General features: G+C 45.6%; 9 protein-coding genes. 1 reads left to right on the plus strand and 8 read right to left on the minus strand.

From position 1 onward, the window contains the following. Nucleotides 1–135: 135 nt before the first annotated feature. Nucleotides 136–2,379: an aconitate hydratase gene (locus BSHG_RS18580; RefSeq protein ID WP_008657486.1), complete on the minus strand. Its 2,244-nt coding sequence runs from the start codon at nucleotides 2,377–2,379 to the stop codon at nucleotides 136–138. Between the two features lie 258 nt (nucleotides 2,380–2,637). Between BSHG_RS18580 and BSHG_RS18575 the strand changes: the two genes are divergently transcribed. Then, nucleotides 2,638–4,542, plus strand: a complete 1,905-nt coding sequence (locus tag BSHG_RS18575; RefSeq protein ID WP_008657487.1) for an AAA domain-containing protein — start codon at nucleotides 2,638–2,640, stop codon at nucleotides 4,540–4,542. Between the two features lie 112 nt (nucleotides 4,543–4,654). On the opposite strand, the gene BSHG_RS18570 is transcribed toward BSHG_RS18575, so the two are convergent. The 7 genes from BSHG_RS18570 to ilvD all read right to left on the minus strand — a co-directional run bounded on the left by BSHG_RS18570 (nucleotide 4,655) and on the right by ilvD (nucleotide 13,377). After that, on the minus strand, nucleotides 4,655–6,574 hold the full coding sequence (locus BSHG_RS18570; RefSeq protein WP_008657488.1) for an LruC domain-containing protein: 1,920 nt from the start codon (nucleotides 6,572–6,574) through the stop codon (nucleotides 4,655–4,657). Between the two features lie 202 nt (nucleotides 6,575–6,776). After that, entirely contained in the window at nucleotides 6,777–7,820 is a 1,044-nt protein-coding gene (gene ilvC / locus BSHG_RS18565; RefSeq protein ID WP_005790693.1) for a ketol-acid reductoisomerase, read from the minus strand. A gap of 81 nt (nucleotides 7,821–7,901) precedes the next feature. Continuing rightward, the gene (locus tag BSHG_RS18560; protein ID WP_008657489.1) at nucleotides 7,902–8,486 is read right to left on the minus strand and encodes a porin family protein; all 585 of its coding nucleotides are present in this window, start codon (nucleotides 8,484–8,486) and stop codon (nucleotides 7,902–7,904) included. 17 nt (nucleotides 8,487–8,503) lie between these two features. Further along, nucleotides 8,504–9,247, minus strand: coding sequence for an acyl-[acyl-carrier-protein] thioesterase (locus BSHG_RS18555; protein ID WP_008657490.1), 744 nt, complete (start codon nucleotides 9,245–9,247; stop codon nucleotides 8,504–8,506). Next, on the minus strand, nucleotides 9,248–9,808 hold the full coding sequence (gene ilvN / locus BSHG_RS18550) for an acetolactate synthase small subunit (RefSeq protein WP_005790699.1): 561 nt from the start codon (nucleotides 9,806–9,808) through the stop codon (nucleotides 9,248–9,250). A 13-nt stretch (nucleotides 9,809–9,821) separates the two neighbouring features. After that, nucleotides 9,822–11,519: a biosynthetic-type acetolactate synthase large subunit gene (ilvB, locus tag BSHG_RS18545; RefSeq protein ID WP_005790701.1), complete on the minus strand. Its 1,698-nt coding sequence runs from the start codon at nucleotides 11,517–11,519 to the stop codon at nucleotides 9,822–9,824. Nucleotides 11,520–11,574: 55 nt separating this feature from the next. Continuing rightward, nucleotides 11,575–13,377, minus strand: a complete 1,803-nt coding sequence (gene ilvD, locus BSHG_RS18540) for a dihydroxy-acid dehydratase (RefSeq protein WP_005790703.1) — start codon at nucleotides 13,375–13,377, stop codon at nucleotides 11,575–11,577. Nucleotides 13,378–13,665 lie beyond the last annotated feature (288 nt).

Raw genomic sequence — 13,665 nt, forward strand, 5'->3', positions numbered from 1 at the left:
ATCGTGTTCCGAAGTAAAGGTTCGTTGGTTTAGAACCAACACTCCTTACCTTTTAAACTAAAGACCCGTTGGTTTTAAACCTAAGTCCTATTGATTTTCAAACCTAAAAGCGGGCCCCTGAAAGCCTCCTGAAGGCTATTTTGCATTCAAAGCAGAACCGGCACGGAACCAGCCGATCTGTTGTTCATTGTAAGTATGTTGTACAGCAAACCGTTCTTCCGTACCATCTTCGTGGTGCAATATCACCTCCAGATTGCGTCCGGGTGAAAACTCTTTCAATCCGACTACCGAGATCAAATCGTGCTCACGAATCCGGTCATAATCGGCCTTGTCTGCAAATGTAACAGCCAGCATACCTTGCTTTTTCAGATTAGTCTCATGGATACGAGCAAAACTCTTAGCCAGGATCACCTTTACATGAAGGAAACGCGGTTCCATAGCGGCATGCTCACGACTGGAACCTTCACCGTAATTTTCTTCGGCCACAACGATGGAAGAGATACCGTCCGCCTTATACTGTTTAGCCGTACCCGAAACAGTTTCATAGGTATTGGTCAAACGATTCCATACCTTATTCGTTTCGCCATTGAAAGCATTCACCGCTCCCATCAGCATATTATCAGATATATTCTCCAGATGCCCCCGGAACCGAAGCCAGGGACCCGCCATCGAAATATGGTCTGTCGTACACTTACCCTGTGCTTTGATAAGCAGTGGCATATTGAGAAAATCATTGCCATCCCACGCGGGGAAAGGAGTCAACAACTGCAACCGTTGAGAATCGGGAGCCACTCTGATCTCGTTTTTCTCACCGCCGGGAGCCTGATATCCCTGATTACCGGCTACAAATCCGGCTGATGGAAGTTCGTCACCTTGAGGTTCACTGAGTTTCACCTTTTCACCGTCATGATTCACCAAACGGTCTTTCAGCGGATTGAAACAAAGGTCTCCGGCAATAGTCAATGCCAAAACAATTTCAGGAGAAGCCACAAAAGCAAAAGTATTCGGATTACCGTCGGCACGTTTGGCAAAATTACGGTTAAAGGAAGTCACTATCGAGTTTTTACGGGTCGGATCGTCCGTATGGCGTTTCCACTGTCCGATACAGGGACCACAGGCATTAGCCATAATCGTAGCTCCCATCTTTTCGAACACATCCATCATGCCGTCACGCTCGGCTGTAGCACGAATCTGTTCGGATCCCGGATTCACAATCAGCGGTGCCGCCACTCCCAAATTCTTTTCATTCACCTGCCGGGCAACAGAAGCGGCACGGCTGATATCCTGATAAGAAGAGTTGGTACAAGATCCTATCAACCCCACTTCCATCTTCCGGGGATAACCGTTTGTTACCACTTTCTCTGCAAACTCTGAAATAGGAGTAGCAGCGTCCGGAGTAAACGGACCATTAATATAAGGTTCCAGTTCGGAAAGGTTTATCTCAATAACCCGGTCATAAAAATGGTCCGGTCGTGCCATCACTTCGTCATCTGCACGCAAGTCGGCAGCTACACTGTCAGCCATCGCAGCTACTTCTTCACGTCCGGTTGCTTTCAGATAAACAGCCATCCGTTCATCATACGGGAATAGTGAAGTGGTTGCCCCCACTTCGGCACCCATATTGCAGATGGTGGCCTTTCCTGTAGCCGATAGCGAAGCTGTACCCGGGCCAAAATATTCGATAATGGCATTCGTCCCACCCTTCACGGTCAAGATGCCCGCCAGTTTCAGTATCACGTCTTTCGGAGCTGTCCATCCGTTCAACTCGCCTGTCAAACGGACTCCAATCAGTTTTGGCATCTTAAGTTCCCACTCCATACCTGTCATTACATCCACAGCATCGGCTCCGCCTACACCGATAGCTACCATTCCGAGACCTCCTGCATTGGGAGTATGTGAGTCTGTACCGACCATCATCCCACCCGGAAAAGCATAATTTTCAAGTACTACCTGGTGAATGATACCCGCTCCCGGTTTCCAGAAACCGATGCCATAACGGGAAGAGACATCACGCAGAAAATCGTACACCTCCCGATTGGTTTGTGTAGCAGTTTCAATATCGCGTTCAGCCCCCCGATAAGCTTGTATCAGGTGGTCGCAATGAACCGTGGAAGGTACTGCCACCGCTTCTTTACCCGCATTCATAAATTGCAACAGAGCCATCTGAGCAGTAGCATCCTGCATAGCAACGCGGTCCGGTCGAAAGTTGACATAGTCTTCACCCCTTTCATAATTTTTTAAATCCGCCACATTATACAAATGTGTATACAAAATCTTTTCAGCCAACGTCAAAGGACGTTTCAAGGCTGCACGAACATGCTCCATCTTCCCTTTATAGGAAGCATAGAAGCTCTTCAACATATTCAAATCATATACCATAACAATTTCGGTTTTATCTGTTCTTCTATTTATTATAACCAATAATATGAAAGAAAGGTTTAACAAATTGAAATGTTTATTCCAACCCGGAAACAGAATTGTTATCTTTGCGGGAAATTTTGTGAGAAGCTATAAGTATAGCTGCTACAAATCAGATGCTACAAGCTACAAATGACTGTGACAGGTTCTGCATAAATTTCGTAATTTGTAGTCATTCCATAACTATAGTTCTTAGCATATAACTTACAGCCAATCAAGATGAATGATAATAAAATAAAGTCTTCTTCTCCACTCAGTGATCTTCAGCATCAGCAACTTTTGCTACGCATGGAATATGAATACGAGAAAGAAGAATTCCGCCGGCAGACAGAGACGATGGGCATTGCACGGAAAGTAAAACGAGGGCTCTGCTGGTATCCGGTCGGGACGGGACGGAGTTTCTACAATTCACTGAACCAATTGGTCATCGAAATAGAAAGGAAAGAAGATAAAGACATCGAACATGTATTCGAATTCGGACGTCCGGTTTGCTTTTTCGAACAGGGATATGACGGAAAAATACATTATTTCAATTCCATCTGTACAGTCAGTTATGCCGACGAGGAGCGTATGGTAGTAGCCGTACCCGGTGCCGGATCTCTACTTGAAATACAAGGAGCAGAACGTCTGGGAGTACAACTCTATTTTGATGAAACCTCCTATCGTACCATGTTCGAAGCGCTGGAAGATGTGATTCGCGCCAAAGGCAACCGCCTTGCCGAACTACGTGATATATTGCTAAGCAAGCAACCCTCCTGCTGGAGGGCAACCTATCCGGTCCGTTTCCCTTGGTTGAACAGCACTCAGGAAGCAGCAGTCAACAAAGTACTTTGCGCCAAAGACGTAGCCATCGTTCACGGTCCTCCGGGAACCGGAAAGACCACCACTCTTGTAGAAGCCATCTACGAGACCTTGCACCGCGAAAATCAAGTCCTGGTCTGTGCACAAAGCAACACGGCCGTCGACTGGATTGCCGAGAAGCTGGTGGACCGCGGAGTACCTGTATTGCGTATCGGCAATCCGAGCCGGGTAAATGACAAGATGCTTTCATTTACTTACGAACGCCGTTTCGAGGGGCATCCGGCCTATACCGAACTCTGGGGAATACGTAAATCGATCCGGGAAATGGGAAACCGGATGCGCAAAAGCAGTTACTCGGAACGGGAAGCTGCACGCAGCCGCATCAATCATCTGAGGGAGCGTGCCACGGAGCTGGAAATACAAATCAATGAAGATCTGTTTTCGGGGGCACGGGTCATCGCTTCCACATTGGTCAGCAGTAACCACCGTATCCTGACCGGCCGGCGATTTACCACACTCTTTATCGACGAGGCAGCACAAGCCCTTGAGGCTGCCTGTTGGATAGCCATCCGAAAAGCAGACCGCGTCATCTTTGCCGGAGACCATTGTCAGTTGCCTCCCACAATAAAATGCATAGAAGCGGCCCGGAACGGGTTGGAACAAACATTAATGGAAAAAGTAGCAGCCAACAAGCAGGAAACGGTCTCACTCCTGAAAGTTCAGTACCGCATGCATCAGTCTATTATGCAATTCTCCTCCGAATGGTTCTACCAAGGCGAACTACAAGCCGCCCCCGAAGTGACCAACCGGGGGATACTCGATCTGGACCTGCCCATGAGTTGGATTGACACCTCCGAAATGGAGTTCCACGAAGAATTTATAGGAGAAAGCTTCGGCCGCATCAATAAACCGGAAGCAAACTTATTGTTGCAAGAACTTGAAGCATACATCCGCAAAATCGGCGAGAAGCGTGTATTGGAAGAGCGTATAGACTTCGGCCTTATCTCCCCTTACAAAGCGCAGGTACAGTATCTGAGAGGAAAACTCAAAGGCTGTTCATTCTTCCGCCCCTTCCGTAGCCAGATCACCATCCATACAGTAGATGGTTTTCAGGGACAGGAGCGTGATGTCATTTTCATCAGCCTCGTCCGCGCTAACGAAGATGGACAAATCGGTTTTCTCAACGACTTGCGCCGAATGAACGTAGCCATCACCCGCGCCCGAATGAAACTGGTTATATTAGGAGATGCGGTCACAATGAGCAAGCATGCTTTCTATAAGAAATTGATCGGATATATCCGGCACATCAGCCAAGGACTCTGATGCCGATCTCCTTATTTCAGTCGTAACTTCTGTTTCCATTTAAAACCATAAAACAAGGGGCTGTCGGATTTTCGGACAGCCCCTTGTTCTATAGCATAAAAACGACATCAACTTATTTCTTCAAATACCAATCCTTATCTGTCGTTCCGCCGGATTGTGCCCATGAAGCAAAACGAGGATACGACTTATCAATAGCTTCCTTCTCCGTTGTACTGAATGACTCGACATCCGACAGATGAATGGCAAACGGATAATTCTGATCGGACACATAATAGATGCCTTTATCTTTATCCGACAAATCCTGATGGGTATTGAACAGATCCATATTTTCTTTAGAGGTTGGTCCGTGATTTACCAAATGCACCTCTGTACGGTTCTTGTCCGTATTCTGATGCAAGAAGATAAAAGGATTGTAGGGTGCCACTCCGAAAGTTTCATGATCGACTGGCTGTTTAAATTTGTTCTGAACCTTAAAAGTAGAAGTCTTAGTGTTCTCTCCCGTCTCTTCAATCGCATTGGCAAACACCGAAATGGTGGCCTGCTCCAAGTCTTTGTCTAATCCTTGTTTGTCCCATCCCGACTTTCCTTCCAATATGCTGCATTCCACATTGCTTCTATCGGTATTCAACTGATAGGCAAAGCCATTCTTAAAGAGAGCTCCGGACCACATCGCCGTAAACGTATCTTCAGCGGAAAGCACCTGATTCTTGGTATTGAACTCTAATATAGAGCTATATTTCACAATTACATCGTTCAAATCGTAATCACCCTTAGAAGGCCAATTGTCTTCAAAAGCCAAAATACCTTTATAAGTCATGCGATAAGCAACCGACGCATCATCCGGATCTATCGGATCTACCGAAGGTACATCCGGAGCAATAGCTTCAATCGGATTAGACCAGATGTTAAACATCACATCATTGTAATCCTGATCAGTCCAATCTTCAAATGATAAAACTATAAAATCATTGATCTTGAATGCAGCCGTATGGGTACGACCATCCGAATTCAAGGCAGTGGTCGAATAAAACATTCCGAGTCCTTTACCAACACTGCCGGTCTTTTCACCCTTTTTCGTAAATGCATCATTACTGATAAACCAACCTATCTTTGTTCCTTTTGGAAAAGTAGTCCCTTGGTCTTCACCATTTTCATCGATATAATGCAGCTTCACACACTCTCCGCCTTTTATGCCGACTCCGGTTTTCGTATTGGGAAACACCACATATTTCCTAGCATTCTCTATCTGTTTTTTAGCCGCTCCTTCCGGATAACAATAATATCCGAAAGCACTGTACGCAGCACTTGTACCTCCAACAAAACGCACCTTCACTTCAGCTCCCAATTCATCGTTGATAACAATGTCAGCCGATTGCCGATATTTCCGAGGACAATTTCCACCTTCCGGAATTGTTTGATTAATCGTCTGATAAAATGAAGAAGTCAATTCTATTACCCCTTCACTATCCAGATAATTAGGGCGTCCCTTCACGTTCCAACTTCCTAAAGTATAAAATCCCTGAGGCACTGTCTGATACTCGCCTTCGGCACGTGTCTGAACAGACTCCTCTGCCGCCGTATCCCAATTTATATCGGCTGTAATCGTATTCCCTACTATTTTAGTCTTATACAACATCGGCACTCCGATATAAGAAGTATAGATATAAACCTCCTCCCCATAGGCCGGTACCGTCTCCTTGGCACGATATTTTCCGGTTCCATCAGTCATTCTCGTAACCTTGGGAGTGATATCAGTACGTTTCACCACCTGCCCTTCGGCATCTGTCGTCAACGGATTTTCAAAATAGAGTTCAAACAAAACCTGATAATCTTTCACAGGAACATCATACTTTAGATCCAATTGGACATCCTGAGTAGTCGCAAAATCAAAAGAGTTAGGCACTCCTGATGTTTTATCGTCCGGTTTATAATGATCTTTTTCATCAATACAACCTGTTACTGCATACCCTAGTAAAAAAGCACTCAGTAATGTAGCCAGCATCCCTTTCATTGTATAAATACGATTTTTCATATGATATAATATTGTTTGTTGTTTGATCAGGGCACAAAGATATATATTAAACTTGATTTATCTATCCAAACAATCTATCTATTTTTCATATTCTACAACATACCATTCTAACAACTCAGACACAAAACACTAATTACAAGCAAAATAAAAGGAGGAAACAGCAGTTTCCTCCTTTTATCATAAGTTGTATAATCTATTCAGATCAATTATTCTCCGGACGAAGTTTACGAACAGTAACAGCTGTCTGCCACATTTCGCTTTCACGCAATGCCTTCAGTTCGGCCTCCAGTTTCTCGCGATAATCCGGTTTTGAATTAGAGTCGATAGAGATCTGTGCCTCGTTACCGGTCTTTACACTATTATATAATTTCTGAACAACGGGTTTAATAGCATCGTGGAACGGGCCCATCCAGTCAAGAGCACCACGCTGAGCCGTAGTCGAGCAGTTGGCATACATCCAGTCCATACCATTCTTAGCAAACAGCGGCATCAATGACTGAGTTAACTCCTCAACCGTTTCGTTAAATGCCTCAGATGGAGTATGACCGTTCTCACGCAAAACCTCATACTGAGCCAACAGCAAACCTTGTATAGCTCCCATCAGCGAACCACGTTCACCTGTCAGGTCGGAAGTAGCTTCACGGACAAAAGTCGTTTCAAACAGATATCCGGAACCTACACCGATACCCAATGCGATGGTTCTCTCCATAGCTCTGCCGGTAGCATCCTGATAGATGGCATACGAAGAGTTCAGTCCGCGACCTTCAAGGAACATCGTACGGAGTGAAGTACCCGAACCCTTCGGAGCGACCATAATGACATCGATATCTTTCTGTGGAACAACACCGGTGCGATCGCTCCATGTAATTGCGAAACCGTGAGAGAAATAGAGTGCTTTCCCGGCAGTCAGGTAAGGTTTGATAGTAGGCCATACAGACATTACGGCTGCATCTGACAACAGACACATAATAATAGTGCCTTTCTCGCATGCCTCTTCGATGCCGAACAGTGTTTCACCCGGAACCCAGCCGTCTGCCACTGCTTTTTCATATGTTTTTCCCGGACGCTGACCAACGATTACATTGAAGCCATTATCGCGCAGGTTCAGTGATTGACCCGGTCCCTGCACACCGTAACCGATAACAGCGATTGTTTCATTCTTCAATACCTCACGAGCTTTTTCCAAAGGAAATTCTTCACGGGTTACTACATTTTCCGTAACACCGCCAAAATTCAATTGTGCCATTTTTCTTTTTGTTTTAAAAGTCTTGTTCCGTTCGGACGAAAACAAAACCGATTATTAATAATTAAACTTATATTCTTTATCTTACAGTGCAAAACGCCAACCGACATTTAGCTGGACCACACTATTGTTTGCTTTAGGATTAGAGTCGCTTGCCCAAGATTTGTTTACGTTAATCAGTCCGATGTTATAGTTTAGAGAGATCAGCAGACCACGTTCAAACTGATAACCGGCTCCAAGCCCCACTCCACAATCAAACTTGCGAATCACATTCATGCCTATGACTGTGCTACCATAGTCGGAGGATGATTTGTTCTCTGAGTTCACATTGAAACTGAACTGCGGCCCTCCAAACACATACAGCCCCTTATATATAAATTCTTTCGCATATACCGGAACATTGATATAATCCAGTTTATCCGTATAAGAGACTCCGCCCCCTTTATATTTGCTTCCCTGCATGGAGTAATACACTCCTGTTTCTATTCCAAAGCGTTCGGTCAGCATGACATCACCTCCCAGACCGATATTGAGTCCGGAACGCACTTTAGAATCCACCTCTCCGGTAGTATTTGCCAGATTCAAACCGACCTTCGGAATCAGATGAAACTCCTGTGCATTCATGCAGCAAGCAACACAGAGCAGCAAAAGAAAAACAATCTTCTTCATTTTAATCACATTTTAAACTACACAAACTTCACTTTTGCCCGGCATACAACTTCACTGCCGTTTTTCTTAATCTCGACGTGATATTCATTCTCACTTACTTCCTCTTCAAAAAAAGAAAGCTCGTCGCCATAATAACTTTCTGCCACATAGGCCATTTCAAATCGCTGATTCCGTTTCGATTTATACAAATCGATCGGAAACAAATCGAGGATATGTTCTATATAACGAATGCTGTTCACATGACCATTGATGTCGATATCGCTGTATTTAGCTGTCAACTTAGCACAAGGTTGGTCAGTAGCCACTTTGATACGCGAAGGCTTTTCGATCGGACAAGGTTCGTCACATACATAGTCCACAATACTACCGCCATGCAACGTCAGCAAATCAGCCGGCTTGCGGGTATTTAAATTAATCATGGCCCATACCGAACGGGCATATCCGATCTTCTTGCCGTCCTTGTCTATAATGGCAAAATTACGATCAGTAAAAAGACGATATACATTCTCCACCCATGTCTGTACAGTAAACTCCTCATATTGATAAGGCATCTCTTCCAGATCGATGGCCAGACGAGACAATACCCATGTATAATTGTCCTCATTCAATGTAGCGATTCCAAAGCCGCGTTCACTGGCATGAAAGCCGGCACAGTTCAACAGATGGTTGCCAAGCACCCCCATTGTCAAACGTCCGTTGAAATCTACATGAAAAGGCTCCGCAATAAACTTATAACTCCCTATCTTCTTATCGTCACTCATTCACTTTTCCTCTTTCTTGCTTAAGTTATATTTGGTCTCACGATCTGCCAGAAACTCGTTCACACGTTCAAAGCAACTGGTAGTGATTGCCACACGTCCCGAACGCACAAATTGCAACACACAATTCAATGCACTCAACTCTTCGTAGAGAGAAGTAATTTCTTCACTGATTCCATTTTTCTCGACGATGGCAAATACCGGATTCACTTCCACAATCCGTGCATTATAGCGACGAATCACCTTCGAAGCTTCCGGCTGTGACTGAAATTCGGGCATAGACACCTTATAAAGAGCTATTTCATGAAAATAGATTTCATCTTCAGTGAAATAATGTGCCTGAAGCACATCGATCTTCTTCTCAATCTGTTTGACAACCTTCTCTATCGTATCTTTATCGGTCCAAGCCGTAATAGTATATTTATGCACCCCCTTGATAGATGAAGCCGAAACATTCAGGCTTTCTATATTAATCTGCCGACGGGTAAATACTGCCGTAACCTGATTCAACAATCCGGCAAAGTTCTCTGAATGAACAATTAATGTATATAATGTCTTATCCATAATTCCTAACTTATTAGCATTCCAACAACATCTGGTTAACTGAACCTCCCGGAGGGGTCATCGGCAACACATTTCCCTCTTCAATCACACAAGCTTCCAACAGGAACGGACCGTCTGTCGCAATCATCTCGTCAATCGCATCAGCCAGTTCTTCACGGGTAAAGACTCTTTTGGCCGGTATATCATAAGCAGAAGCAATCTTAATATAATCGGGATTCAGCATGGGTGTGAACGAGTATTTACGGTTGAAGAACATTGCCTGCCATTGGCGTACATTGCCCAGGAAATTATTGTTTAATACGATAATTTTAACCGGTGCCTTCTGTTCCATAATGGTTCCCAACTCCTGAATGTTCATTTGCAGACCACCGTCACCCATAAATACACAAACCGTACGGTCCGGTCGGCCAAAGGTTGCACCGATAGCAGCCGGCAACCCGAATCCCATGGTACCAAGTCCTCCGGAAGTAATCATACTCCGGTCTTTTGAATATTTAAAGTACCGGGCAGACATCATCTGGTTTTGACCGACATCGGTCACCAATATCGCTTCATGATTGGTCGCATCGCTTACCGCACGCACCACTTCCCCCATCGAAAGCGTATCTCCCATCGGATGCAATTCCGGACGGATTACCTTTTCTTCTTCCACCTGTTCATAAGGCAGGAAACTATCCAGCCATTCTTTATGCTCGTTGGGCTGCAGCAATGCCGTAACAGCAGAGAGCGTCTCTTTACAGTTACCCAGAACCGCTACATCCGCATGTACATTCTTATTAATTTCAGCCGGATCGATATCAAAATGAATCACTTTCGCCTGCTTGGCGTACGTAGCCAGGTTTCCGGTCACACGGTCGTCAAAACGCATCCCGACAGCAATCAGGACATCACATTTATTAGTGTTCATATTCGGTCCGAGATTACCGTGCATTCCCAGCATACCTTTGTTCAAAGGATGCTCGGTCGGCAAAGCCGACAGTCCCAACAACGTACATCCGGCGGGCATATCTGCCTTTTCGATGAAAGCACGCAATTCCTGTTGTGCGTTGCCCAGTTCCACACCTTGCCCCACCAATACCAACGGGCGCTCTGCACCGTTAATTAATTCGGCAGCCGCTTTCACGGCCTCCGGGTCAGTCTCGGGTACAGGCACGTAACTGCGTATGAAATCGAGTTTCGCAGGCATATATTCGGCTTTCTCCACCTGGGCATTTTTTGCAAAGTCGAGCACTACCGGTCCCGGGCGTCCGCTTTTCGCTATATAAAAGGCGCGGGCCACCGCCCATGGCACATCTTCGGCACGACGGATCTGATAACTCCATTTTGTAATTGGCTGCGTGATGCCTACCAAGTCGACCTCCTGAAAAGCATCTGTCCCCAAAAAAGCTGTTCCCACCTGTCCGGCAATGACTACAATCGGTGTACTGTCGATCATTGCATCCGCAATACCGGTTATGGTATTGGTAGCACCGGGGCCGCTCGTCACCAGGCAAACTCCGACCTCACCCGAAGCACGGGCAAATCCCTGAGCCGCATGTGCCGCCCCTTGTTCGTGGCGAACCAAAATATGATTCAAAGTCTCTCTATGATCGTATAAGGCATCGAATACGGGCATGATAGATCCTCCGGGATAACCAAAGATCGTCTTTACACCATGATATTCCAAAGAACGCATTAATGCTTCACCGCCTGAAATTATATCTTTACTCATGTACTAAAATTTACGATTTTACGATTTACAATTTACGATTGAAACAACTCTGTGGTTAATCAATCAGTCTCACCGCTCCTTTATCGGCAGAGCTTACCATGCTGGCATACGCTTTAAGACTTTTAGGCACATAGCGTTCACGAGTGACCGGAGTCATCGGACGTGCAGCCAGTTCTTCATCGGTCAGTCGCACGTTGATAGTCCGTTCGGGGATATTGATTTCGATGATATCACCATCCTTAATCTTTCCGATATTACCTCCGGCTGCTGCTTCGGGAGAGATATGCCCGATGCTGAGTCCCGATGTACCTCCGCTGAAACGGCCGTCGGTTATCAGCGCACACTCCTTGCCCAAGTGGCGCGATTTGATATAAGAGGTAGGATAAAGCATTTCCTGCATACCGGGACCTCCCTTCGGACCCTCGTGCGTGATGACGACTACATCTCCGCTGACAACTTTTCCTCCGAGTATCCCATTGCAGGCTGCTTCCTGTGAATCGAACACCTTTGCCGGACCGGTAAACTTCCAGATGCTCTCGTCCACTCCGGCCGTCTTCACCACACAACCATCCTGGGCAATATTTCCTTTCAGTACGGCCAGTCCTCCGTCTTTGCTATATGCGTGCTCTATGTCGCGAATACACCCTTCGGCACGGTCCGTATCCAGCTCTTTATAATAGACGTCCTGAGAGCCGAGCACCAGATTGAACTTTCCGGCAGCCGCACTCTTATACTTTTTAATAGCCTCTTCACATACGTTCGGGCTAGTTATATCATATTTATCTATCGCCTCACCCAATGTCATCCCGTCGATACGCACTACAGACGTATCGATCAATCCGGCTTTGGCAAGTTGTCCCATAATCCCCATGATACCTCCGGCACGGTTTACATCCTGAATATGATACTTCTGTGTATTCGGCGCCACCTTACACAAGCATGGGCTCTTGCGTGAAAGCATATCAATATCGTCCATTTTAAAGTCCGCCTCCGCTTCATGGGCTATCGCCAGCAGGTGAAGTACCGTATTGGTAGATCCTCCCATCGCGATGTCCAGCGTCATGGCATTCAGGAATGCCTCACGGGTGGCAATGCTCCGGGGAAGTACGCTTTCATCACCGTCCCGATAATATTTATAGGTATTTTCTACAATCAGTTTCGCAGCATCTTTGAACAATTGGGTACGGTTGGCATGAGTCGCCACAATCGTTCCGTTTCCGGGGAGAGCCAGACCGATCGCTTCGTTCAGGCAGTTCATCGAATTGGCGGTAAACATTCCCGAACAACATCCGCAAGTGGGACAGGCCCGATTCTCGATCTTGGAGACTTCTTCATCACTCACACTTTCGTCGGCCGACTTAATCATCGCATCAATCAGGTCCAAATGCTGTCCATCCAGTTCACCGGCTTCCATCGGACCTCCGGATACAAATACAGTAGGAATATTCAGTCTCATAGCCGCCATCAACATCCCCGGAGTGATTTTGTCACAATTGCTGATGCATACCATGGCATCCGCTTTATGGGCATTCACCATATATTCCACACTATCGGCAATGATATCCCGGGAAGGAAGCGAATAAAGCATTCCGTCATGTCCCATGGCAATACCATCATCAATGGCAATCGTATTGAATTCCGCAGCAAAGCATCCCAGCTTCTCAATTTCTTTTTTCACCAGCTGACCTATTTCATGTAGATGTACATGTCCCGGCACAAACTGAGTAAACGAATTGACGATGGCAATGATAGGTTTGCCTAATTGCTCTTTTTTCATACCATTGGCTGCCCAAAGTGCCCGGGCGCCTGCCATGCGGCGACCCTGTGTGCTGAACGAACTGCGTAACTGCTTTTTCATTTCAATATTCCTTTTAAGTAAAGAGCCTTCCCCACTGTAGTGAGAAAGGCTCTAAATCATATCTTCTATCTGTACAAATACATACATAACCTTTCTCACGCTCTTGATGGAATCACCACGACGCGAATAATATGCAGGACTGCCAGGTTAATTGATGTATGATTATTCATAACTTCTATTTTCTATTCTTTGATTGCTGCAAAGGTAAGTGCTTTTTTATAAACTCCAAACAAATTGAAGAAAAAAATCACCTAAAACAAAATAATTGTAAGCAAAGCCCATCTTTAA

This window comes from Bacteroides sp. 3_2_5 (genome assembly GCF_000159855.2).
Classification (GTDB): domain Bacteria; phylum Bacteroidota; class Bacteroidia; order Bacteroidales; family Bacteroidaceae; genus Bacteroides; species Bacteroides fragilis.

Coding starts and splice junctions, on each gene's coding strand:
- ilvC (WP_005790693.1), bottom strand. CDS start 7,820: ATGGCACAATTGAATTTTGGCGGTGTTACGGAAAATGTAGTAACCCGT.
- BSHG_RS18570 (WP_008657488.1), bottom strand. CDS start 6,574: ATGAAAAATCGTATTTATACAATGAAAGGGATGCTGGCTACATTACTG.
- ilvD (WP_005790703.1), bottom strand. CDS start 13,377: ATGAAAAAGCAGTTACGCAGTTCGTTCAGCACACAGGGTCGCCGCATG.
- ilvB (WP_005790701.1), bottom strand. CDS start 11,519: ATGAGTAAAGATATAATTTCAGGCGGTGAAGCATTAATGCGTTCTTTG.
- BSHG_RS18575 (WP_008657487.1), top strand. CDS start 2,638: ATGAATGATAATAAAATAAAGTCTTCTTCTCCACTCAGTGATCTTCAG.
- ilvN (WP_005790699.1), bottom strand. CDS start 9,808: ATGGATAAGACATTATATACATTAATTGTTCATTCAGAGAACTTTGCC.
- BSHG_RS18580 (WP_008657486.1), bottom strand. CDS start 2,379: ATGGTATATGATTTGAATATGTTGAAGAGCTTCTATGCTTCCTATAAA.
- BSHG_RS18555 (WP_008657490.1), bottom strand. CDS start 9,247: ATGAGTGACGATAAGAAGATAGGGAGTTATAAGTTTATTGCGGAGCCT.
- BSHG_RS18560 (WP_008657489.1), bottom strand. CDS start 8,486: ATGAAGAAGATTGTTTTTCTTTTGCTGCTCTGTGTTGCTTGCTGCATG.